The organism is Serratia sp. X3 (genome assembly GCF_014982455.1).
Lineage (GTDB): Bacteria > Pseudomonadota > Gammaproteobacteria > Enterobacterales > Enterobacteriaceae > Serratia > Serratia ureilytica.
In genome coordinates this window covers 1,401,253-1,424,575 of sequence record NZ_JADCNB010000001.1, presented here as the reverse complement: position 1 = coordinate 1,424,575, position 23,323 = coordinate 1,401,253, and the positions used below count along the sequence as shown (strand labels likewise).

Here is a 23,323-nt window from a genome sequence, read left to right as displayed (position 1 = left end):
TTAGGTTTTCAGGCGATTACTGCGCCGGTGCCGGAGCGGGTTCCGCTTCCTGCGCCGGTTCAGCGTCTTCCGCCGGGGCGCCCAGCATGGCGAACTGGCCGATGAACTCCTGCAGCGACATTTTGTTGCCGTTCAGGTCAACCTGATTGTCAGCGTAGTGGAACTTGCTCGCGATCACGCCGTCTTTCTGGGTGGTCAGCTTGAACATCTGACCCATGGCCGCCAGGCCCTGCACTTGCTGCTGCGCCAGTTTCTGCGCGTCTTCCTCATTGTAACCCTGCAACAAGGCGGTCTTCGCGGTCACTTCGGTAGCCATCGCTTCCGGAATGGTCAGGCTGAGATCCAGCTTTTTAACCGCCTGAGCGATCAGCTGATCCGGCGACTGTGCCGGGGAGGCGGCCTTGCTCGGATCGGTCATCGCCAGATCCAGTGTGAAGATGCTCTCACCCTTGCTGTTTTTCCAGCTCAGCGGGGCGATGCTGAGGCTTGGGTTGCCTTTCAGCAGCAGCGGCAGGTTCTTTTGCAGCATCTCGGAGGTCTGCTGTTCGTAGACGTCCGGATCCAGGTTCTCGCCCTGCTGCAGCAGCGCCATGGTTTGGCGGTTGTAGCTGTCGGAGAAGTCTTTCAGCGCCTTGCCGTCGACGTTGTCGATTTTCAGCGTCAGTTTACCGGCACCGAAGTCGTTGCCCTGCACCTTGAGCGCGTCCATGGTGTAATCGATCTGGCCGCCGATATTGCTGCTGCCTTGCTCGCCGAACTTGCTCACCAGATTGAAACCGTCCAACGCCACGGTGTCTTTACCGTCGATCGTCAGTTTGAACTGTTTCAGGGTCATCGTCTGATCGCCGAGCTTGACGCCGAACTTGCTTTCGTTGCTGTTGCCTTTCAGGTTGAAGCCCTGGAAGGTGATCTGCTCGTTTTGGCCGAATTCGTTCGGGCTGGCGAACACGATAGTGTCGCTATTGGCGTCCAGCGCGATTTTTTTCAGATCGCGGGACACGTCGGCGTCAATGGTGGCGCCGCTGAATTTCAGCGAAGATTTATCCTTCTGGTAGTCCAGTGGGATAAAGTCGATGGTGGACGCGGTATCGCCGCTGTACGAGATGCGCGAATCGGCGGTAAACAGCGATTTGCCTTTGGTGGTTTCAAACAGGCCTTTCACCGCCGGGGTGTTTTCCAGCTCGGTATGCACCGACGCCATGCTCGGCAGCAGGTTGAATTTTTTCAGCTGCGCGAACGGGAACGGACCGTGATCGATGGTTTCCAGGAAAGCCACTTCTTCACCGGCTTTCAGCGCCGCGTTTTCGCTGGTATCCGTGCCGTCGGAACGCAGCACATAACGCACTTTACTGCTGAACAGGCCGCGCTGGTAATTTTCATAGCTCAGCTTGACGCCGGCTTTCGGCAGGTAGGCTTTCAGTTGGCCGTTGGCGTTGTCGACGACTTCGCCCATGTGCTGCTCGATCTGTTTCCCGGTGTACCAGGATGCCCCGGTCCATGCTGCGCCAAGAACGACAATGACGCTGACAGCGACTAACGATTTTTTCATAGCTCTGTTTCATCCTTTTTTCTTATAACCCTCCGTTGCGAGGGAGGGGGCAAATGTGGGCCGACAAAAAACGCCCGCAGGCGTTTAATTGTGGGGGCAGCTCTCGCTTTCAGCAAGCAATTTGCTGAAATTTATCAACGGTTAGGCCAGTTGGTTATAAACCCGGGCGATACGGCCGCTGCCGCTAACGTTGACCGGCGATTCGAAGGCGCCGATAAAGCAGGATTCACCCGGTTTGAGCGTCAGGCGCTGCCCGGATTTTTCCAGCGTCGCTTCGCCGCTGACGCAGAACACGATAGCCGCGCTCCGTTGCGCGAGCGCCTGCGGCGCGGCGGTCAAATCGTGCAGCGAGAAGGCGAAATCTTCCACCGGGATCGGGAAGAACAGTTCGTTGCCGCGCCGCTCCGGTTGGGTCAGCAGGCCGGACGCCGGCTGCGGGCGGAACTGCAGGTTGGCCAGCAGCTCGGGTACGTCGATAAATTTCGGCGTCAGGCCGGCGCGCAGCACGTTATCCGAGTTGGCCATCACCTCCAGCGCCACGCCTTTCAGGTAGGCGTGCGGCGTTTCTGCATACAGGAACATCGCCTCGCCCGGCGCGAGCTGCACCACGTTCAGCAGCAGCGGTGAGAACAGACCGCTGTCGTCCGGATAGAAACCGGCGATGAAGCGCACGGTATCCCAGGGTTCACCCTGCTGGTTGTTGAGCGCGGCTTTCAGCACGCCGAGCGCCAGCGACTTTTGCTCGCCGCTCATCGTCAACAGGCTGGCGAACAGGGTAGACAGATGGGCGGTGTCCGGCTGCTGCAGGAAGGTGGCGATATCGTGGTGCGCGCCGGCGATCGGTTGCAGCAGGGAGACGATATCGGCCAGTTCGCGAAAGCCGTTCATCGCCAGGAACGGCGTCAGGGCGAAGACCAGCTCGGGCTTGTGATTGGGATCTTTATAGTTGCGTTCGGCGGCGCTCAGCGGGATGCCGGCGGCGTTCTCTTTCGCGAAGCCGATCTCGGCCGCCGCTTTGCTCGGGTGGACCTGGATCGACAGCGGTTGATCGGCGCAGAGCACCTTAAACAGGAACGGCAACTCGCCAAAGCGGCTGGCGACGTCAGCGCCCAGCTGCTTTGGCTGGTCTTCATCGATAAGAAAGCGCAGCGAACGCAGTGCGCCATCGGCGCCGGGCACGCGGGAAGGGCTCTTGGGATGCGCGCCCATCCACAGTTCGGCCATCGGCTGATTATCCGGGTTGGCGATGCCGTAAAGACGGGTCAGCGCATCGTGGCTGCCCCAGGCGTAATTCTGTACCGCGTTGGTCATTTTTTGCATGTCGATAAACGTCCTTTGCGTCATTGCCGCACTAATGGCAATAACTTACTGATTTTATAAGATTCGCTTCATCTGTGCCGACAACCATCATACGCCCGCGTCGGCAGGAACTCTCATGGGCGCGATCAAAACAACGCCGGATAAGGTTGCGTCCGGTCACGCGGCCAGAGTATAGCGTGATAACGATCGGCGTCTCAAATGGCGCACCGGCCTCAAGAGAGCCCGGCAAATCCGCCAATCGATCGTAGATTGGAGGGAAAGAAATTATTGCCGACAGCGCAGGCTTTCTGCGTCATTATTTATTTATCGGCATGTCAAATTATGTCGGCGGAATTTATTTTTTACCTTCTGAGCCATTCTCTTATTATTATTTTTGCGCCAAGTCGGGCGGTCACACGCCGAGCTTAATCCTGAACGACAGACCGCTTTACCGTAGCCGTTAACGAGTCGATTTAACGAAATGAGAGGTCTGTTGCATGAAAAAATGGTGGCTGTTGTTGGGGCTTTGCACCGGGGCGGCCCAGGGGCGGTGATCGTCACCTATCCCTACGTGGCCCCGCGCGCCGTGGTGATAACGCCGGCGCCGATCGTCGTTGCGCCCGCACCGGTCACGCTTCCCGCCGTGACTGCACCCGTGGCGCATCCGCTGGCGCTCACTGCCGGCGCGGTGGCGACCGGGGCGTATCGCCATAATGAACGGCAGGATGCCTACGATGAGAACAATCATTTACAACAGCAGCGGATCGATGAACTCAATCACTTACAGGCGCAGCGCATCAATAATTTTAATTCACGTCACGCGCGTTAATTTTCATCTCCGCGTTTATTATCCCGGTTCTTTCTTCGCCTTTATTTCGGCGCGGGTTAACCGACGGCAAATAACCGCGTCATGAATGGGTAAAAGAGATGAATCGTGCTGTGAGATAACTCTCTTAATGCGAATAGTTATTATGTCACTATACTGGGAATGCGTGCCGACGGGGGGTAGCGCGTCGGCCTAACCCTACAATTTTAGGAATTATGCTAAGGAGACAATGATGGCAGGCGTTCGTATTGAAAAAGACTCCATGGGCCCCATCGAAGTACCGGCCGACAAGCTGTGGGGTGCACAGACCCAGCGCTCATTGGCGCATTTCCGCATTTCCTCCGAAAAGATGCCGACCGCGCTGATCCATGCGCTGGCGTTGACCAAGCGCGCCGCCGCGCAGGTGAACGTGGATCTGGGGCTGTTGCCGGCCGAGCGGGGCGCCGCCATCATCAACGCTGCCGACGAAGTGCTGGCGGGCAGCCATGCCGACCAGTTCCCGCTGTCCATCTGGCAAACCGGCTCCGGCACTCAGACCAACATGAACATGAACGAAGTGTTGGCCAATCGCGCCAGCGAGCTGCTGGGCGGCGTGCGCGGTGAAGAGCGCAAGGTGCATCCGAACGACGACGTCAATAAAAGTCAGAGCTCCAACGACGTGTTTCCCACCGCGATGCACGTGGCGGCGGTGATTGCGCTGCGCGAGCACCTGATCCCCGAGCTGAAAGTGCTGCACAAGACGCTGAGCGACAAGGCCGAAGCCTACCGCGACATCGTCAAAATCGGCCGCACACACCTGCAGGACGCCACGCCGCTGACCCTGGGCCAGGAAATCTCCGGCTGGGCGGCGATGCTGGCGCACAATCTGAAACACATCGAAGACAGCATCCCGCACATCGCCGAGCTGGCGCTGGGCGGCACGGCGGTCGGCACCGGCCTGAACACCCACCCGGAGTACGCGGTGCGCGTCGCTAAAGCGCTGGCGGAGTTGACCCATCAGCCGTTCGTCACCGCGCCGAACAAGTTCGAAGCGTTGGCGACCTGCGATGCGTTGGTGCAGGGGCACGGCGCGCTGAAAGGGCTGGCGGCTTCGCTGATGAAGATCGCCAACGACGTGCGCTGGCTGGCGTCCGGCCCGCGCTGCGGCATCGGCGAGATTTCTATCCCGGAGAACGAGCCGGGCAGTTCCATCATGCCAGGCAAGGTCAACCCGACCCAGTGCGAAGCGATGACCATGCTGTGCGCGCAGGTGCTCGGCAACGACGTGGCGGTGAACATCGGCGGCGCTTCCGGCAACTTCGAGCTGAACGTGTTCCGCCCGATGGTGATCCACAACTACCTGCAGTCGATCCGCCTGCTGGCCGACGGTATGCAGGGCTTCAACGAGCACTGCGCGGTGGGCATCGAACCGAACCGCGATCGCATTACCCAGTTGCTGAATGAATCGCTGATGCTGGTGACGGCGCTCAACACCCATATCGGTTATGACAAAGCGGCGGAAATCGCCAAGAAAGCGCACAAGGAAGGGCTGACGTTGAAAGCCGCAGCGCTGAAGCTCGGCTATCTGACCGAAGCGCAGTTCGATGAATGGGTGCGCCCGGAGGCGATGGTCGGCAGCATGCAGAAGTAACCGCATTCATCACCATCTCTTAACGGGGCGCGTTTGCGCCCCGTCTTTATCAGGCCAATCCTTCCAGCACCGACAACAGCGCCTGCGGCTCCGGCCGCCGGGTGTAATCGGCGTGCGCTTCGGCGTAGACAATACGGCCATCGCGGGCGATGACGAATCGCGCCGGCAGCGGCAGCGTCCAGCTGTCATCCTGGTTAAACTGCGTCAGATCGAGGCCGAGCCGTTGTTGATAGAGGGCGATGAGCGCGTCCGGCAGGCGGTAGCGCAGGCCGAACTGGGCCGCCAGACGATTGCCTGCATCACTGAGCAGCGGAAAGGTGAGAGCGTGATCGCGCGCGGCCTGGCGGTTATGCGCCGCGTTTTGCGGCGAAACTGCCAACAGCTGCGCGCCGCGTTGCGTAATGGCGGGAAGTGTGGCCTGCAGCGCCTGCAGATCGAGCGTGCAGTAGGGGCACCAGATCCCGCGATAGAAACTGACGACCAGCGGTCCCTTTGCCAACAGCGCCGAGGAAGAACATGGCCGGTTTTCGCTGTCCGGCAGGGTAAAGGCGGGCGCGGCGTCGCCGATCGTCAGGGCGCGTTCGGCAATGCCCGACGCGATCTGCGCCTGGATTGCCTCACGCATCAGCGCGTGATCTTGCGCCGCGAGTTTGAACGGCAGTTGGTCGGCTTCGAATGCCGCTTTGAAGGCATCGAGTGTGTCTTGCAGTGTCATGCGTACTCCTGACGGGAATGAGAGGTGCGCTCATCTTGCCCATTCCAGAATGGCGCGTGTAGACTGCAATAAATGCTAACCGTTATTCCATCAAGGAATGTCATGGGCAAATTTGCCGATTACGAAACCTATGCCTGCGTTTACGAGAGCGGCTCCTTCACCGCGGCGGCGCGGCGGCTGCACGTGGGGCAACCGGCGGTCTCGAAAGCGGTGGCGCGTCTGGAACAGCAGCTCGGTACGCGCCTGATGTTGCGTTCGACCCATGGCCTGCAGCCGACGGATGCGGGGCGGCAGCTGTATCAACGCACCCGGCGCATCCTGAACGAGCTGGCGGAGACCGAAGCGCTGGTGCAGAACGCCGGCGAAACGCTGAGCGGCCGGCTGCGGGTGGCTTCGGCGGCGGTGTTCGCCCGTATCGTTCCCTTGCCCGATCTGACGGCGTTCATGCGCGCCAATCCGCGTTTGAACGTCGATCTGCTGTTGGATGACGGCAACCTTTCGCTGATTGAAGAGGGGATCGATATAGCCCTGTGCGTCGGCGAGCTGGAGGATTCCGGCTTTACCGCCCGCAAGCTGGGTGAGGTCAAGCAATGCGTGATCGGCACGCCCGGTTATTTTGCCGCTGCCGGTATGCCGCAGCGACCGGAAGATCTGTTGCAGCACGAGATGGTGATTTACCATCGCCGGGGCGGCGGCGAGCAGTGGCGTTTCAGCCGCGAAGGGGAACAGCGCGCGCTACGGTTGCCGGGGCGCATGCGGGTCAACGCGGCGGAGTGCGTACGCGAGCTGGTGCTGGCGGGCTTTGGCGCCACCGTCGCCAGCGAAGGCATGTTCCGCAGCGAGCTGCAAAGCGGAGCCGCGGTCGCGGCATTAGCGGACTGGCAACTGCCGCCGCTGGCGCTGTGGGCGGTGTTCCCCGGCGGCCATTTCGTCTCGGCCAAGGCGCGGGCCTTTGCCGACTTTGTCCAAACCGCGTTATGCAGGGAGCGATGATATGTCGCGTGCACAACGTTTACTCGATCTGATGCAGCTGCTGCGCAGCCACCGCTATCCGGTGGCGGGCCATGCGTTGGCGCAGACGCTGGGCATCAGCATGCGCACGCTGTACCGCGATATCGCCACGCTGCAGCAGCAGGGAGCGGAGATCGTCGGCGAAGCGGGGCTCGGCTATGTGCTGCGCCCCGGCTTTATGCTGCCGCCGCTGATGTTCTCGCAAGCGGAAATTGAAGCGCTGGTGCTGGGCATGCGCTGGGTCAGCCGCCGCGGCGACAGCCAGTTGGCGAGCGCCGCGGGCCAGGCGCTGGCCAAGATCGCCGCGGTGCTGCCGACGGCGCTGCGGGAGGAGCTGGAGGCCAACACGCTGCTTATCGCACCGGCTCAGTCGCCGCCGGTGGCGGATGAAATGCGGGTGTTAATCCGTGACAGCATCCGCCGCGAGCGCAAGCTGCATATCGACTATCTCGACCTGGCGGGGCAGCGCAGCGAACGGCTGCTGTGGCCCTTTGCGCTGGGTTTTTTCGATCGGTTCCAGATGCTGGTTGCCTGGTGTGAGTTGCGCCAGGCCTTTCGTCATTTTCGCCTCGATCGCATTCAGGCCGCCACGCCGCTGGAACAGCGTTATCCGCATGGCCGGCGGCGACTGTTGAAAGAGTGGCGGTTGAGCGAAGGCATTGCGGAACAATAACGACACGCTGCTGCCATAAACTGTCAGTCGCCTCCTTTAGTCTGTGCCTATCGGGAACCAACCGGTTCCCATCACCCAGAGGACAGACCGATGACCCTTCCCAGCATGATCCTGCTTTACGTCGATAACCCGCTCAACAGCGCCGCCTTTTATCAACGCCTGCTGGGGCAGGCGCCGGTAGAGCTTTCTCCCGGCTTTGCCCTGTTCGTGCTCAACAACGGCTTCAAGCTCGGGATGTGGGCCAAACAGGGGGTAAAACCCGCCGCCACGCTGACCGGCGGCGGCGGTGAACTGGGCTTTTTATGCCAGGATCCGCAAGAAGTGGAGGCGCGCTATAACCAGTGGCGCGAGCTCGGGCTGCCTATCGAGCAAACGCCAACCGAGATGGAATTCGGCTACACCTTCGTAGCACGGGACCCGGACGGCCATCGCCTGCGGGTATATGCTCTCAGCGAGTAGCGCCGTCGGTATACAGGTGCAGGCGCGGCACCAGCAGCCGCAGCGGCCTGGCGTCGGGTTTGTAGCGATGCTTCACCGCGTCGGCGTCGTAGTTGAGCAGTTCGCCGATCTTCGGCACCGCAGCGCCGCTTTCAACCTGACACAGGGCGATCAGCGGCAGCGGGCAGGGATGCTGCACCTGTTTTTGCTGCTGCTGATACCACACGCGGGCGATCGGCTGCACTTTTACCGGCCGCTTGATTTTCAACGTCGCATGCTGCGGCAGGCGGCTGACATCGTCTATCTCGCGGCTGACCAGAGCGGCCCACTGTTCACGGCTGTGCGGCGGCACCGCGCGGCCGGTTTTCAGGCTTTTCTCCAACTGCGCCAGGATGTCGTCCCGTTTGACGTTTTTGATGATGTGCTTGTTGGCCCAGCCGAAGCGCACCGAGTCGGGATTGGTCAGGGCGGTGAGGGTGCGGTAGGCGCTGAGGGTAATCAGCCCGTGCAAATGGGTGTGCACGAATTCGAAACGCTGCTCCGGCGCCAGGCCGGAATCGACGGTGATAATCTGTTCCAGCTCGCCCTTCAGGCGGTTGATCAGCGCCAGCTGCGTTTGCAGCGCCTGATATTCCGGTTGCTCCACCGCCAGACAGATGACGCCGGGCAGGCGCACGGCGGCCTTGCTGCTGACATTTTCACGGTTATGGTGGATGAAGAGCCGCTGATAGTGTTCCAGCGCCAGATCGCGCGCCGCTTGCCCCACATGCTGCTCGACCGCGATATGCGAAATGGCCTGATGTTCCTGGCCTTTTTCTACCTCCGGCAGGCTGAACACCCGCGCCGCCAGCAGCCGCAGCGGGGTTATCTGCTGCTGCAATGCGCCGAGGGCTTGCTCCAGTTCGGTAAAGCAGGCGTTCATCCGGCCAATCACATCGTATTTGCTCATCATATGCCCCTATTTTAGTTACAACATACTATAGGAGAGTAGCGAACTGGGGGCAACATCGGCAATGGGGCAATACTCGGCTTAACTACCCGCCCGGCTTACCAGGAGGAAATAGGGCGGGCAGCAGGGGGAATTCTCTCGCTCGTCTGCTACGCATGCGGGCAAGTGTGACTGTCGAAAATAAACCTGGTCTTCTTATGGTTTTGATTCATTGATGGATTTTTTGCTGTTCGTTTGTCTTCTGTTTAATCCATTTCCCGTTTGCCGTTGTCCAAACGCTGGAACAAACAGAATGGCAGGACGCTATGAGCCCTTGGGGTTATCTTTTCTTCTGTCATTAACGGGTGCTTTAACAGGAGGTTTACTGTGGATATTAAACAGAAAGTCAAAAACATGACGCTGGAAGAGAAGATCGGGCAAAAAATCATGCTGGATTTTCGCTACTGGGATCGGAACGGTAGCAGCAATCAGGATATGACCGTTCCCGATGAAGCTATTGGCAAGCTGATCACCGATAACCATGTAGGCGGGGTGATCCTGTTTGCCAATAATCTGAAAGATAAGCAGCAGATCAATACGTTAACGGCCTGGTATGCCGCGATGAAAACCCACGCTGGCATCCGCCTGTTCATTGGCACGGATAACGAGGGCGGTAACGTTTTCCGGCTGCCGCGCGGCGACTATGCCTCATTCCCCGGCAATATGGCGCTCGCCGCGGCGATTGAGGGCGGCGCCGATAAACAGCTCGCCGTTGAGCAGGGTAAGCTGATGGCCCAGGATATGCGCGCGTTGCATATCAATACCAACTTTGCACCGGTTGTGGACGTCAACACCAACCCGTTCAACCCGGTGATTAACGTTCGCGCCTTCAGCGATGATAAGAACGCCGTTGCCCGCCTGGCCGAGAAAATGGTGGCGGGTATGAAGCAGCAAAGGCTTATCACCGCTTACAAACACTTCCCTGGCCATGGCAGCACCTCTACCGACTCGCATACCGGTTTGCCCCGCGTCGATCGCACGCGGGAAGAGGCCTTTGCCATCGATATCGCCCCTTACAAACAGGCCATTGATCGCTGCGCGGCGCCGGATATGGTGATGACTGCGCATATTCAGTACCCCGCGCTGGATAACCGCCAGATCGACACCCGCAGCGGCGAAAAAATCACGGTGCCGGCCACCATGTCGCATGAAATTCAGACCCGCATCCTGCGCGATGAGCTGGGTTATGCCGGCGTAACGATTTCAGATGCGCTGGATATGGGCGCGATTGCCGAGCATTTCAGCCAGCAAGCGGCGGCTGAAAACGTCTTTGCCGCCGGGGTGGATATCGCCCTGATGCCTGTCAGCATCGCTTCACCCTCTCAGGCTAACCTGCTGCCGGACCTGATTCGTTACCTTGCGGATCGGGTGAAAACAGGGCATCTCAGCGAGGCCGATATCGATGCTTCGGTCGAGCGCATTTTGCGCCTCAAATTGCGCCATCACCTGATGGGGCATCGCGAAGCCCCTTGTTCCAGCAGCGTTTCGTCCTCAGCGCATAAGCTGGAAAAACGCATCGCCGATCGCTCCATTACCGTGGTCATTAACCGCCACAGCCTGCTGCCGCTGAAAGACAAGGCGCTGCGCTATTTTATCCTGACTCCGTGGGGGGAGCAGGCCAAAGGCATCGCTAACGTGATGGCGCAGGAGGGCTACCAGAACGTCGTCGCCGCGAAGGAAACAGAACTGAGCGATGCCCAAATCAGGGCGCATATTGCCGATTGCGACGTGTTCCTGCTCGGCACGCTTTCGACCCGCTTTACGCCTGCCGAGCAGGATGGCGTCGTTACCGCCGCCACCGGATCGGGTAATGACAGCAGCCCTTACCCGGGCTGGTTGAAATACGCCGCCGAGCAGGGGAAAAAACGCGTTCACCTCTCATTGCGCGCGCCTTACGATATCGTGAACTATGCCGCAAACGTGGATGCAGCCGTCGCCACCTATTCTTACTACGGGTATGACAGCGGCGTATGGCGTGGCCCGTCGATGATCGCTTTGGCGCACGTGCTGACGGGGAAAATCAAACCGCACGGAAAACTGCCGGTCAACACCTGGCATGACTACGATGAGGAAACCAATACGGGCAAGGTGGCCTTCCCTCGCGGGACGGGGCTGAGCTGGTAATGGGACAAGCACCGGCGTCGTCAGAAAGGGCGACGCCGGTCGCGGGATAGCGTTGATAAAGCAGGCGGTTTCTTGCTCTGCACGCTACGACATGGGATAACCGTCACTCACGGAAGGAGAACATTTATGCCGACAGGCGCAACAAAACTAGGCGGATGGCTGTTGATGGCCGCCATGCTGGGCGTGAGCGGATGCGCCACCCCCCCTGAGCCGGAAAAGCCTCCGCAGCCTGCACCGCCGGTCACACCGATGCGGGGCATCTGGCTGGCCACTGTCATGGGGCTGGACTGGCCGCCGGCGGCCTCCCTGAAAGCGGAAACCGCGCCAGAGCGAATTCGCCTGCAGCAGCAGGCGCTGACGGACGCACTGGACGACATGGTGAAAACCGGGATTAACACGGTGTATTTTCAGGTAAAACCGGACGGAACGGCCCTGTGGCGTTCTGACATCTTGCCCTGGTCGGAGGTGTTGACCGGCACCGTGGGCCAGGATCCGGGTTACGATCCGCTGGCCTTTATGCTGACAGAAGCGCACCGGCGCGGCATCAAAGTGCACGCCTGGCTGAATCCTTATCGGGTTTCCATGAATACCCGGCAGCAAACGATTGATGCCCTTAATCAAACGCTGCAGTCCCCGCCGGCCAGCGTCTATGCGCTGCATCCCGACTGGATACGTACGGCCAACGACCGCTTTGCGCTCGATCCTGGCTTACCCGACGTGCGCAACTGGATCACCGGCGTGGTGGCTGAAGTCGTCAAAAACTATGACGTCGACGGCATTCAATTTGACGATTATTTCTATTATGAGACGCCGCAATCGCCGCTGGATGATGAAAAGACGTATCGCGAATACGGCAAAGGGTTTGCAGACAAAGCCAGTTGGCGAAGAGACAATACGCTGCAATTGATAAAGCAGGTTTCAGCCACCGTCAGGGCGCTAAAGCCCGCTGTCGCGTTTGGCGTTAGCCCGGCGGGCGTCTGGCGAAACAAAGCGGACGATCCCGCCGGTTCGGCGACTCAGGCCGGCGCGCCATCGTACGATGCGGCCTATGCCGATACGCGCCAGTGGGTCAAACTGGGGCTGCTCGACTACATCGCACCGCAGCTGTACTGGCCTTTCGATCGTGAAATAGTCCGCTACGACGTGCTGGCCAACTGGTGGGTCGAGGTGGTGAAAGACACGCCGGTTCGGCTTTATGCCGGGGTGGCGCTGTATAAAGTGGGCACGCCATCGGCGAGCGAACCGGCATGGACCGTCGACGGCGGCGTTCCCGAGCTGAAAAGGCAGTTGGATCTCAACGAGAGCTTGCCGGGGATGGGGGGAACCATCCTGTTCCGGCAACGTTATCTGACCGAGCCGCAAACGGATAAGGCCGTGGAGTACCTGCGCACCCGCTGGAAAACCGGTCAATAATCACCGGCATTGGCATAGCGAGCCGCGGTAATCCACCGCGGCTTTTTTATTCACAGACGCGCCGCTTCCGGCAGGCGCTTCAGGTAATGCACCACCAGCAGTGCCAGCAACAGCATCAGGCTGATGAACGTCGCCACGCCATTCCAGCCGAAACTGTGCCAGAACACGCCGCCGAGGGTCCCGGCTACGCTCGAGCCGACGTAATAACAGAACAGATACAGCGACGACGCCTGGCCTTTGGCGCGGCGCGCACGGCGGCCGATCCAGCTGCTGGCCACCGAGTGGGCGGCGAAGAAACCGGCGGTGAACAGCATCATGCCGATAAAGATCGCCGGCACCTGCGGCAACGCGGTAATCAGAATCCCGATCAGCATAATCACGATCGACGCCAGCAGCACCGGGCCGCGCCCGAAGCGCGAGGTGAGCGCCCCGGCCTTGGGCGAGCTGTAGGAGCCGGTAAGGTAGACCACCGACAGCAGACCGACGATCGCCTGGCTCAGATGATAAGGATCCGCCAGCAGGCGATAACCGATGTAGTTGAACAGGGTGACGAAGCTGCCCATCAGCAGAAAGCCTTCCGCGAACAGCAGCGGCAGACCCTTATCGTGCCAATGCAGTTTGAAGTTGATCAGCAGCGTGCGGGGGCGCAGCGAGCTGGCGCGAAAATGCCGCGAAGCGGGCAGAATGCGCCAGAACATGCAGGCGGCGGCGAGGGCGAACAGACCGATGACCCCGAGCGAGACGCGCCAGGAGAAGAAGTCGGTCAACACCCCGGTCACCAGGCGGCCGCTCATGCCGCCGATCGAATTGCCGCTGATGTACAACCCCATCGAGAAGGCGACGAAGCTGGGATGGATCTCTTCGCTGAGATAGGTCATGCCGACCGCCGCCACGCCGCTCAGCGACAGGCCGATCAACGCGCGCATCAGCAAAATGCCGTGCCAGCTGGTCATAAAGGCGCAAATCAGCGTGCAGACTGCCGCCAGCAACAGCGCCACCACCATCACCGACTTGCGGCCGATGGCGTCGGACAGCGGCCCGGTGAACATCAGGCCGATCGCCAGCAGGCCGGTAGAGACCGAGAGCGACAGGCTGCTTTCGGCCGGCGAGACGCCGAAATCTTGCGACAGCACCGGCAGGATCGGCTGCACGCAATAAAGCAACGCGAAGGTCGCCAGCCCGGCGGAAAACAGCGCCAGCGTTACGCGCATAAACTGCGGCGTACCGCGTTCGATGTAGGGGAGTTTGTTGTTGAGGGTGGAGCGTTTTACTGTTGGCGCAGCGGCCGCGTCATCGTTGGCGGCCAGCGTCGACGGCATCACGGCCGCAGAACGCACAGGGGTTGTCACAGCGTTTCCTTACCGAACTTCGGGGAGATAAACAGACACTTTGCAGATAACAAAATGATAGGGAGCGGCGATTTTTTTGTCTAATATATTAATAATTACAATTAAGACTTTTTAAATATGAATATCGAGTTGAGACACCTGCGTTACTTTATCGCCGTGGCGGAAGAGCTGCATTTTGGCCGCGCCGCCGAGCGGCTGCGTATCTCCCAGCCGCCGCTCAGCCAGCAAATCCAGGCGCTGGAGGAGATGGTCGGCGCGCGGCTGTTGGCGCGCAACAACCGCAACGTCAGCTTGACGCAGGCAGGGGAGATGTTCCTCAAAGAAGCCTATCAGGTGCTCGATCAGGTCGGCCGCGCGGCGGAAAAGGCGGCGCGCCTGGATCGCGGCGAACTGGGGGAAATGACCATCGGCTTTACCTCTTCCGCGCCCTTTATCGGCGTGGTGGCGCGCAGCCTGCGCGCTTTCCGTCAGCATTCTCCGCAGGTGCACATCAAGATGCGCGAAATCAACACCAAACAGCAGATCGAACCGCTGCTGAACGGTGAGCTGGATCTCGGGGTGATGCGCAACACGCGGCTGCCGGAAGCGCTGCACTATCAGCTGTTGCTGCGCGAACCGCTGGTGGCGGTGGTGCCGGAGGGGCATCCGCTGGCGGAAACGCCCGGCGGCGCGCTGCGTTTTCAACACCTGGCGCAGGAGCCGTTCGTGTTCTTCTCGCGCGAAGTGGGCACGGCGCTGTATGACGAAATTCTGCTGCTGCTCGGCAAGGCCGGTATCACCCCGTATATCACTCAGGAAGTGGGAGAAGCGATGACCATCATCGGTCTGGTCTCCGCCGGGTTGGGGGTCTCGATTCTGCCGGCGTCTTTCGCCCGGGTGCGGGTGGACGGCGTGCGCTATTTGCCGCTGGCGGAGCCGGACGCCACGACCGAAGTGTGGCTGGTGCATCACCGCCGACGGCCGCTGACCGCCGCGGCGCAGGCGCTGATGGCATTAATGCTGAAATGACGTTGAGGTTGGGCAAATAAAAATCAATCCGCGCTGAAATTGCGAGGAATTTGTGCAGCAAATCACATAACGAATCAAATAGTTGACGCTGTATGACAAAAGCCCCACCATAACCCCTAGTCTTTATTTAGAAGCGCGAAAAATAGTAGGAGCCGGTTTGTGATTGCGGTTGGGCAGCCTGGGCATATTGATCAAATCAAACAGACCAATGCGGGGGCGGTTTATCGGCTAATCGATCAACTGGGCCCGATTTCGCGCATCGAACTGTCAAAACGCGCACAGCTGGCGCCCGCCAGCATCACCAAGATCGTGCGCGAACTGCTGGAAGCCCATCTGGTCAAGGAAACCGAGTACCAGGAAATCGGCAGCCGGGGGCGCCCGGCGGTAGGGCTGGTGCTGGACACCGAGGCCTGGCACTACCTGTCCGCCCGCATCAGCCGCGGCAGCATCACGCTGGCGCTGCGCGATCTGAGCAGCAAACTGGTGGTGGAAGAGCTGCTGCCGCTGGCGGCCGAAGATCCCGAACCGCTGCTGAAACGCATCCTGACCGAAGTCGATCAATTCTTTATTCGCCACCAAAGCAAGCTGGAACGGTTGACGGCGATCGCTATTACGCTGCCGGGCATTATCGACGTGCAGTCCGGCGTGGTGCACCGCATGCCGTTTTACGACGTGCTGGAGATGCCGCTCGGCCCGGCGCTGGAAACCCGGACCGGTCTGCCCGTCTATTTGCAACACGACATCAGCGCCTGGACCATGGCCGAGGCGTTGTACGGCGCCTCGCGCGGCAGCCAGAACGTGATTCAGGTGGTGATCGACCACAACGTTGGCGCCGGCGTGATCACCGGCGGCCACGTGCTGCATGCCGGCAGCCACAGCGTGGTGGAGATCGGCCACACCCAGGTCGATCCTTACGGCAAACGCTGCTACTGCGGCAACCACGGCTGCCTCGAGACCGTGGCCAGCATCGAGAACATGCTGGAGATCGCCCAGCAGCGGCTGAGCGGCTCGATGAGCTCCAGCCTGCACGGCGCGCCGCTGACCGTTGAATCGCTGTGCGACGCCGCGCTGGCGGGCGATCAACTGGCGCGGGACATCATCCTCGGCGTCGGCCACAGCGTGGGGCGCATTCTGGCTATCATGGTTAACCTGTTCAATCCGGAGAAGATCCTGGTGGGTTCGCCGCTCAACCGCGCGGCGGAGATCCTGCACCCGGCTATCGCCTCCTGCATTCGCCAGCAGGCGCTGCCGGCCTACAGCGAGCAGGTCAAGGTTGAATCCACGCAGTTCTTCAATCAGGGCACCATGCCCGGCGCGGCGCTGGTGAAAGAGGCGCTGTATAACGGTTCATTGCTGGTGCAGCTGCTGCAAGGCTAACATCAGAACTTCTTATTAATCCCGCAAAAGATTGAGCTACCTCAAGCCCCTACGTGGCGGCATCCCCTAGAATTTTTCCGCAAGACTTCTTCGCCGCCGGTGCGGCGATACATTGTTAACGGGGCATTCTGGGGCATTTTATTCATGTTGAAGCGTTTATTTGTGACAGGCACGGATACCGACGTCGGTAAAACCGTGGTTTCCCGCGGGTTGATGCAGGCGCTGGCCGCCGATGGCCGCTCGGTCGCGGGCTACAAGCCGATCGCCGCGCGCTGCCAGGAAACCAGCGAGGGCATCCGCAATAAAGACGCTTTGGTGTTGCAGGCATCTTCCACCTTGCCGCTGTCCTATGAGGAGATCAATCCCATCACCTGTCTGGATGAGGTGTTTCATGCGCATGCCACCGAGGACATCAACTACGGCCTGATGAGCAGCGGCCTGCGCGATCTGTCCGCCAAAGCCGATACGGTGGTGGTGGAGGGCAGCGGCGGCTGGCGCGTGCTGATGAACGATCTGCGGCCGTACGCCGAATGGGTGGTGCAGGAGCAGCTGCCGGTGGTGTTGGTGGTGGGCATCAAACTGGGCTGCGTCAGCCACGCGCTGCTGACCGCGCAGTCGATCATCAACGACGGCCTGCCCCTGTTAGGCTGGGTGGCCAACCGCATCAATCCGGGGTTGGCGCACTATGCCGAAACCATCACGGCGCTGCAGCAGCGCATTTCCGCGCCGCTGCTGGGTGAAATTCCGTACCTGCCGCGCGCGGAGCAGCGCGAACTGGCGCACTACCTCGATATTTCCACGTTGCTGTAGCCCATTCAGGCGCAGAACGTCGCCAACAACCGGGCGGCGATTAGCAGGCCCAGCCCATACACCGTATGGGTGATCAAGCTGAGGAGCCGCGCTCTGCGCGGATTGGCGGTTTTCGCCGCCGCCACGCCAAAGCCCAGCGCGGGCTGCATCACCAGAAACGGCGCCGCCAGGCTCAGCCAGCCGCTCAACAGCGCGATGCGCGGTTCCGGCGCCGCATACCACTCGATGCCCGCCAAAGCGAGTGGGATAAAGGCGAACGCCAAGCCGATGGCGTAGTGCAGTATCCAGCCGATTTTTCTCTCACCCTGGCGCGGCGGCGCCGTGACGATGGTGGCGTGCAACCAGCGGCCGTCGAACATGCCGAGAAACCAGCGGCCCACCAGCGCGTAATCGAGGGAAGGGATGCCGAAGCGCCGCTTCAGCAGCAACGCCCACAAATCCATGCAGAGGGTGGCGCCGGCGCCGGTTAACAGAATGCGCGATAACAAATCGGGGGTCATACGGGTGTCCTTGGTTCAGTGACGTGATAAGGTGCGCACAGTGTGCAACTTAAAGTCGACTTCAAGTCAATGGCAAAAGAGCTGGATATCGGCGCGGTGGCGCGCCTGAGCGGAGTCGCGCCTTCTGCGCTGCGGCATTACGAGAAAAAGGGGCTGATCGCCCCGATAGGCCGCCACGGTTTGCGCCGTCAATACGCCGCCGGGGTGCTCGATCAACTGCGGTTGATCGCCCTCGCGCGCCTGGCCGGTTTTACGTTGGATGAGATGAGCGCCTTGTTTGACGAACGGGGCAAAATCGCGCTCGATCGCGTGTTGCTGGCGGCGCGGGCGGATGAGTTGGATCGCCATATCCAGCGCCTGATGCAGGTGCGCGACGGGCTGCGGCACATGGTCGATTGCCCTGAGCCCGAGCACCTGCAGTGCCCGCAGTTCAGGGAAATATTGCAGCAGGGTGAGTTCTAAGCCTCGCGTTTGGGCGGCGGCGCGGTGTGGTAGACCGATACCGGCCGCAGGCCGCGCGACACGGTGGTGGCGATCACGCAGGCGAGCAGAATGCCGGGCAGCAGCGCGTATTCGCCGGTCATTTCAAACACCATCAGCGCCGCCATGATCGGCGCATGGGTGGTGGCGGCCAGCAGAGTGGCCATGCCGGTCAGCGCCAGCAGCAGCGGCACCGCCGCATCCATGCCCGGCCACAGGCCGAACAGCTGACCGATTATCGATCCGAGCGCGGCGCCGACGAACAGCGTCGGGGTGAAGACCCCGCCGGGCGCGCCCGAGCCGCTGCTGGCGAGGATCGCCAACAGTTTACACACCAGGATCGCGCCCAGCAGCAACACCCCCGGCGGCGCGATCAGCAGCGCCTGCACCACGCTGTAGCCATTGCCCCACACCTGCGGAAACAGCAGCGAAAGCAGCCCGACGAACAGGCCGCCCAACGCCAGCTGCAACGGCGGCTTCAGGCGCAGCGATCGGAAGGCGCGGCCGGTGGCGGTCATCAACCACAAAAACAGCGGCCCGCCGGCGCCGGCCACCACGCCGACCAGCGCCATCAGCAGGTATTGCGTCGGCAAGGGAGCGGCGAGCGGCGTCACCAGGTAGAGCGGCGCCTGGCCTCCGTTGAGCAGGTTGGTCATCAGCAGGGCGCTCACTGCGGCGATCACCACCGGGCCGAGCGAGGCCAGCATCAGGGTGCCGAACAGGATCTCGGCGATAAACAGGCTGCCCGCCAACGGCGCATGGTAGGCGCTGGCCATCCCGGCGGCGGCGGCGCAGGCCACCCACAGTTTCCATTCTTTCTCGTGCGTAAAGCGCTGGGCGAAGAGCGATCCCACCAGCGCCGCCAGCAGGATCATCGCGCCTTCGCGGCCGATGGCGCTGCCGCTCGACACCACCAGCAGCGACGCCAGACACTTCACCAGGCTGGCGCCGGTATCCAGCTTGCCGTTGCCGGTCTCAATCGCTTCCATATAGTCGGTGGGCGCCGCCGGGCGCTGGTGGCGGTAGCGCTGGTGAATATACAGCAGCAGGCCCGCCGCCAGACCGCCCAGCGCGGGCGTCAGCGCGCGTCGCCAGCCGGGCAGCGCGGCGGCGGCGGCCACCAGGCTGCCGTCGGCATTGCCGAGCAGCAGCCACTCGAGGCCAATCATCGAACGGTGAAACAGCCACACCGCCAGGGCGGCGGCGACGCCGATAAACACGGCGATAAACAGGCTGCGCAGCAGGGCGCGATAGTGGTGCAGGTGGACCAATCTTTTCATGCGTGGGCGGCGTCGTGAGAAAAATCAAAGGGTCATCAGCGCATTGTGCTTGGCGCTCCGGCCGATGACCAGTGAATCTTTAGCAAACTGCGGCATGGGCGGGGCGGCCAGCGCCCCGGCGCGGGTTATTGCGGCGTCAACACCCGGCGCGTGCGGCCGGAGCTGAGGTAGTCGGCGATATAATCCTGCGAGATTTCGCCGCTGTAGCGGCCGTCTTCATCGACGATCGGCATCCAGGAGGTGTTGTGCTCGTACAGCTTCGACAGCACCACGCGCAGGTTCTCCTCCGCGCGGGCGGTGACGCGGAAGCGGTGCAGGCTGTCGGCGCATACCCCCGACGCGCCGCGCGCCTCACGGCGTTTGACGTAGCCCAGCGGCTTGCCGTCGGCGTCCACCACCGTCACCGAACGGGCGTCGATATCGTCCATCAGCCCGAACGCCTCCACCAGCGGCGTTTCCCGGCGCACCGTCACCGTCTCTTGTTGGCCTGCCACGTCGCCGGCCTGCACCAGCAGCAGGCGCTTCAGCGTGCGATCCTGGCCGACAAAGGAGGCGACGAACTCGTTGGCCGGCCGCGCCAGCAGCTCATCGGCGCTGGCGTTCTGCACGATTTTGCCCTGGCGGAACACCGCAATGCGATCGCCGAGCTTCAGCGCTTCGTCGATGTCGTGGCTGACCAGCATCACGGTCTTTTTCAGCTGGCGCTGCATGTCGAGAAACTCGTTCTGGATGGTTTCGCGGTTGATCGGATCCACCGCGCCGAAGGGTTCATCCATCAGCAGCACCGGCGGATCGGCAGCCAGCGCGCGGATCACGCCGATGCGCTGTTGCTGCCCGCCCGACATCTCTTTCGGGTAGCGGTGCAAAAAGCGTTTGGGATCCAGCGCCACCATGCTCATCAGCTCCTCGGCGCGGGCGTGGCAGCGTTTTTTGTCCCAGCCCAGCATGCGCGGCACCACGGTGATGTTCTCCTCGATGGTCATGTTGGGGAACAGGCCGATCTGTTGGATGACGTAGCCGATTTTACGGCGCAGGCTGACGGTATCCAGCGCGCTGGTGTCTTCGCCGTTGATCAGAATGGTGCCGCCGGTGGGTTCGATCAGGCGGTTGATCATCTTCAGCGTGGTGGTTTTGCCGCAGCCGGAAGGGCCGAGCAGCACGCAGATTTCACCTTCCGGCACGTCCAGATTGATGTTGTCGACGGCGTTGAACGGCGTGCCGTTCTTTTGCATGAACTGTTTGGTCAGATTTTCCAATTTAATCATGAGCGGATCCCCTTGGGCGTGAGCGCAATTTGCAAGCGGTGCAATAACCAATCGAGGACGATCGCCAGCAGGCTGATCATCACGGCGCCGGTAATCAACTGGCGAATGTCACTGCTGCTGATGCCGTTGAGCAGCAGCAGGCCGAGGCCGCCGGCGCCGATCACCGCGGCGATCGCCATCACGCCGATATTCATCACCACGGCGGTGCGGATGCCGCCGAAAATCACCGGCAGCGCCACCGGGATCTCCACCCAGCGCAGCCGTTGCCAGAACGTCATGCCGATGCCGCGGCCGGCTTCGCGCAGCCCGCCGGGCAGATTGTCGAGCGCGGTGTGGGTATTGCGCACGATCGGCAGCAGCGAGTAGAGAAACACCGCGGTGATCGCCGGCACGTAGCCGATGCCGTGGCCAATCAATGAAAACAGCGGGATCATCAGCCCGAACAGGGCGATGGAGGGCACGGTCAGCACCAGCGTGGCCAGGCTCAGCACCGGCGTCGCCAGCCATTTGTGGCGGACGATCAGCACGCCAAGCGGCACGCCGATCAGGATCGCCAGACCCACGGCGACGCCGACCAGCAGCAGGTGTTCCAGCGTCAACCCGGCGATATAGGCCCAGTTTTGCCAGGCGTAGAGTAAGGTATTCATCATGCCTCCTTAAATCAGGCCGCGCTGCTTGAGAAACGCGTCGGCGACCTGTTGCGGCGTCTGATAGTCGATATCCACCCTGGCGTTAAGCTCGGTGATCACCTGGTTATTGAACTGTTTCGACAGCGTGTTCAGCGCTTCTTCCAGCCCCGGCGTGTTTTGCAATACGTCGGCGCGCACCACCGGCGTGACCGCGTAGCTCGGGAAATAGCCTTTGTCATCTTCCAGCACCTGCAGATCGAAGCCTTTCACCCGGCCGTCGGTGGTGTACACCAGCCCGGCGTCGACGAAGCCGTCGCGGATGGCGTTGTACACCAGGCCGGGGTCCATTTGGCGGATTTGCGGGCGATCGAGCGGCATGTTATACAGCGCCTGCATCGGTTTCAGACCGTCCGAGCGGCCGGCGAACTCCAGATCCAGCCCCAGCAGCCAGTTGTGTTTAGGGTCCGTTTTACGCACCTGTTCCACTTTGGCCACCAGCTGCGACATCGTGCGGATCTGCTCTTTTTCCGCGCGCTGGCGCTGCATGGCGAAGGCGTAGGTGTTGTTCATGTCCGCCGGCTGCAGCCACACCAGCCCGAGTTTGGCGTCGAGCTTTTTCACCGTGTCGTAGGTTTCCTGCGGCGACATGCGCTTATTGATGTGGTTAAAGATGATCAGCGAGGTGCCGGTGTATTCCCAGGTCATGTCGATCTGCTTGTTGATCATCGCGTTGCGGGTGATCACCGTGGCCAGGTTGGTCTTGGGTTCGACCTGAAAACCTTTGGCCCGCAGGTATTGCACGGTGATCGCCGACAGAATGCGCTGTTCGGTAAAGTTCTTGCTCGCCAGCGTCAGCGGGGCAGCCCAGGCGGCCGCGCCGGTCATCAGCAAGGAGAACAGCAGCGCGTGGCGGAGGCGTTGTAACCATCGAGTCATCGCGTTTCTCCCATCAGGATGCGGTGTGCGGGCTGAGCCGGCGGCCGAGACCGGCCAGCGCCAGATCGAGCAGCAGGGCGATCAGCGCGGTGGCGGCGGCGCCGAGGATCAGCGTCGGGAAGTCGTTCAGGTAGATGCCGGGGAAGATCAGCTCGCCGTAGCTGCTGGCGCCGATTAAAAACGCCAGCGGCGCGGTGCCGACGTTAATCGCCATCGCGATGCGCACCCCGGCGAAGATCACCGGCAGGGCGTTGGGTAGTTCGACCTGGCGCAGCCGCTGCCCGGCGGTCATGCCAATACCGTTGGCGGCCTCGACCAGCGCCGGCGGCACCGAACGCAGGCCGGCATAGGTATTGCGCACGATAGGCAGCAGCGAGGCGAGGAACAGCGCCACCACAGCCGGCCGGTCGCCGATGCCGATGATCACCATCGCCAGCGCCAACACTGCCAGCGGCGGCAGGGTGTTGCCGACGTTAAAGATCTGCATCACGTGCTCAGCCCAGCGGCGGGCGAAAGGGCGGCTCAGCAAGATACCGCTGGGAATGCCGACCTGCAGCGACAGCAGCATGGAGCAAGCCACCAGGAACATGTGTTGCTGGCCGAGGTAGATCAAATCTTCCCGGCGCGACTTGAGGGTGTCCCAACCGATGCCGTAAACCAGCAGCGCGATGACGGCGATAAACAGCAGGCTCCCGAGGAGCAGGCGCCGGTATGGCGCTGACTTGTGCATGATGTTGCGTCCTCCGTTGCGCGGAGCGGCCGACGAGACGGCGCATTCCGCTCTGATTGTTACCCACGGCCCGGCGGGCGTGGCGGTACAAAACGGGCGTTTCGCATGAGGTTAGCGACATTGCGACATTGAGCGAAGGGTGCGTTCGGCACAGCGTGCTGAACGTAGGCTCAATACGTGAGTTAATCAGCATAAGATACTGATATTTAAACCCGAGAAAGCACGAAGCCCAAAGGCGCCGGCTAGGGAAGGTATAGCACCCTGTCGTTGACCGTGCCAAGTTTTATGAACAA

General features: G+C 61.2%; 22 protein-coding genes. 11 read left to right on the top strand and 11 right to left on the bottom strand.

The annotated features are described in order from the left end of the window. Positions 1-16: 16 nt before the first annotated feature. Positions 17-1,549: a YdgA family protein gene (locus tag IMX17_RS06590; RefSeq protein WP_193549505.1), complete on the bottom strand. Its 1,533-nt coding sequence runs from the start codon at positions 1,547-1,549 to the stop codon at positions 17-19. Between the two features lie 141 nt (positions 1,550-1,690). Beyond that, positions 1,691-2,869, bottom strand: a complete 1,179-nt coding sequence (gene manA / locus IMX17_RS06585) for a mannose-6-phosphate isomerase (protein ID WP_046898452.1) — start codon at positions 2,867-2,869, stop codon at positions 1,691-1,693. Between the two features lie 472 nt (positions 2,870-3,341). Here manA and IMX17_RS06580 point away from each other — a divergent pair, with 472 nt between their 5' ends. After that, a complete protein-coding gene (locus IMX17_RS06580; protein WP_227414467.1) occupies positions 3,342-3,677 on the top strand; it encodes a hypothetical protein in 336 nt (111 codons plus the stop codon). 229 nt (positions 3,678-3,906) lie between these two features. Further along, positions 3,907-5,304 carry a class II fumarate hydratase gene (gene fumC / locus IMX17_RS06575; RefSeq protein ID WP_089197008.1) on the top strand — a complete coding sequence of 466 codons (1,398 nt, stop codon included), beginning with the start codon at positions 3,907-3,909 and terminating at the stop codon, positions 5,302-5,304. A gap of 49 nt (positions 5,305-5,353) precedes the next feature. On the opposite strand, the gene IMX17_RS06570 is transcribed toward fumC, so the two are convergent. Then, a complete protein-coding gene (locus IMX17_RS06570; protein ID WP_182264541.1) occupies positions 5,354-6,019 on the bottom strand; it encodes a peroxiredoxin-like family protein in 666 nt (221 codons plus the stop codon). A gap of 102 nt (positions 6,020-6,121) precedes the next feature. Here IMX17_RS06570 and IMX17_RS06565 point away from each other — a divergent pair, with 102 nt between their 5' ends. The 3 genes from IMX17_RS06565 (at position 6,122) to IMX17_RS06555 (ending at position 8,162) form a co-directional block, all read left to right on the top strand. After that, positions 6,122-7,012, top strand: coding sequence for a LysR family transcriptional regulator (locus tag IMX17_RS06565; protein WP_046898448.1), 891 nt, complete (start codon positions 6,122-6,124; stop codon positions 7,010-7,012). 1 nt (position 7,013) lies between these two features. Next, entirely contained in the window at positions 7,014-7,703 is a 690-nt protein-coding gene (locus IMX17_RS06560) for a YafY family protein (protein WP_046898447.1), read from the top strand. Positions 7,704-7,793: 90 nt separating this feature from the next. Then, positions 7,794-8,162 (top strand): VOC family protein, encoded by a 369-nt coding sequence (locus IMX17_RS06555; RefSeq protein ID WP_193549504.1) that lies wholly within the window; start codon positions 7,794-7,796, stop codon positions 8,160-8,162. Here the strand turns inward: IMX17_RS06555 and tus are convergent. Beyond that, a complete protein-coding gene (gene tus / locus IMX17_RS06550; protein ID WP_046898446.1) occupies positions 8,152-9,090 on the bottom strand; it encodes a DNA replication terminus site-binding protein in 939 nt (312 codons plus the stop codon). The genes IMX17_RS06555 and tus overlap by 11 nt on opposite strands. 366 nt (positions 9,091-9,456) lie before the next feature. Between tus and IMX17_RS06545 the strand changes: the two genes are divergently transcribed. After that, the gene (locus IMX17_RS06545) at positions 9,457-11,253 is read left to right on the top strand and encodes a glycoside hydrolase family 3 protein (RefSeq protein ID WP_193549503.1); all 1,797 of its coding nucleotides are present in this window, start codon (positions 9,457-9,459) and stop codon (positions 11,251-11,253) included. Positions 11,254-11,379: 126 nt separating this feature from the next. Beyond that, positions 11,380-12,666 (top strand): glycoside hydrolase family 10 protein, encoded by a 1,287-nt coding sequence (locus tag IMX17_RS06540; protein ID WP_193549502.1) that lies wholly within the window; start codon positions 11,380-11,382, stop codon positions 12,664-12,666. 50 nt (positions 12,667-12,716) lie between these two features. Here IMX17_RS06540 and IMX17_RS06535 read toward each other — a convergent pair whose 3' ends face one another. Next, entirely contained in the window at positions 12,717-13,985 is a 1,269-nt protein-coding gene (locus IMX17_RS06535) for an MFS transporter (protein ID WP_193549733.1), read from the bottom strand. 147 nt (positions 13,986-14,132) lie between these two features. On the opposite strand from IMX17_RS06535, the gene IMX17_RS06530 reads away from it, so the two are divergent. The 3 genes from IMX17_RS06530 to bioD all read left to right on the top strand — a co-directional run bounded on the left by IMX17_RS06530 (position 14,133) and on the right by bioD (position 17,210). Continuing rightward, on the top strand, positions 14,133-15,023 hold the full coding sequence (locus IMX17_RS06530; protein ID WP_046898442.1) for a LysR substrate-binding domain-containing protein: 891 nt from the start codon (positions 14,133-14,135) through the stop codon (positions 15,021-15,023). A gap of 159 nt (positions 15,024-15,182) precedes the next feature. Next, a complete protein-coding gene (locus IMX17_RS06525; RefSeq protein ID WP_033642978.1) occupies positions 15,183-16,400 on the top strand; it encodes an ROK family transcriptional regulator in 1,218 nt (405 codons plus the stop codon). A 144-nt stretch (positions 16,401-16,544) separates the two neighbouring features. Next, on the top strand, positions 16,545-17,210 hold the full coding sequence (bioD, locus tag IMX17_RS06520; protein ID WP_033650480.1) for a dethiobiotin synthase: 666 nt from the start codon (positions 16,545-16,547) through the stop codon (positions 17,208-17,210). A gap of 5 nt (positions 17,211-17,215) precedes the next feature. Here the strand turns inward: bioD and IMX17_RS06515 are convergent, their stop codons facing one another. After that, positions 17,216-17,710 (bottom strand): DUF2938 family protein, encoded by a 495-nt coding sequence (locus IMX17_RS06515; RefSeq protein ID WP_046898441.1) that lies wholly within the window; start codon positions 17,708-17,710, stop codon positions 17,216-17,218. Between the two features lie 69 nt (positions 17,711-17,779). Between IMX17_RS06515 and IMX17_RS06510 the strand changes: the two genes are divergently transcribed. Then, entirely contained in the window at positions 17,780-18,172 is a 393-nt protein-coding gene (locus IMX17_RS06510; RefSeq protein WP_182265102.1) for a helix-turn-helix domain-containing protein, read from the top strand. On the opposite strand, the gene clcB is transcribed toward IMX17_RS06510, so the two are convergent. The 5 genes from clcB to IMX17_RS06485 all read right to left on the bottom strand — a co-directional run bounded on the left by clcB (position 18,169) and on the right by IMX17_RS06485 (position 23,030). After that, positions 18,169-19,470 (bottom strand): voltage-gated ClC-type chloride channel ClcB, encoded by a 1,302-nt coding sequence (clcB, locus tag IMX17_RS06505; RefSeq protein ID WP_193549501.1) that lies wholly within the window; start codon positions 19,468-19,470, stop codon positions 18,169-18,171. The two genes, IMX17_RS06510 and clcB, sit on opposite strands and share 4 nt — an antisense overlap. Positions 19,471-19,595: 125 nt before the next feature. Further along, the gene (gene osmV / locus IMX17_RS06500) at positions 19,596-20,735 is read right to left on the bottom strand and encodes an osmoprotectant ABC transporter ATP-binding protein OsmV (protein WP_182264535.1); all 1,140 of its coding nucleotides are present in this window, start codon (positions 20,733-20,735) and stop codon (positions 19,596-19,598) included. Then, on the bottom strand, positions 20,732-21,382 hold the full coding sequence (gene osmW, locus IMX17_RS06495; RefSeq protein WP_015377782.1) for an osmoprotectant ABC transporter permease OsmW: 651 nt from the start codon (positions 21,380-21,382) through the stop codon (positions 20,732-20,734). Before osmW ends, osmV begins: the two co-directional genes overlap by 4 nt. A 9-nt stretch (positions 21,383-21,391) precedes the next feature. Continuing rightward, complete coding sequence (locus IMX17_RS06490; protein ID WP_227414518.1) at positions 21,392-22,249, bottom strand: glycine betaine ABC transporter substrate-binding protein; 858 nt, start codon at positions 22,247-22,249, stop codon at positions 21,392-21,394. Between the two features lie 64 nt (positions 22,250-22,313). Then, complete coding sequence (locus IMX17_RS06485; RefSeq protein WP_193549500.1) at positions 22,314-23,030, bottom strand: ABC transporter permease; 717 nt, start codon at positions 23,028-23,030, stop codon at positions 22,314-22,316. Positions 23,031-23,323 lie beyond the last annotated feature (293 nt).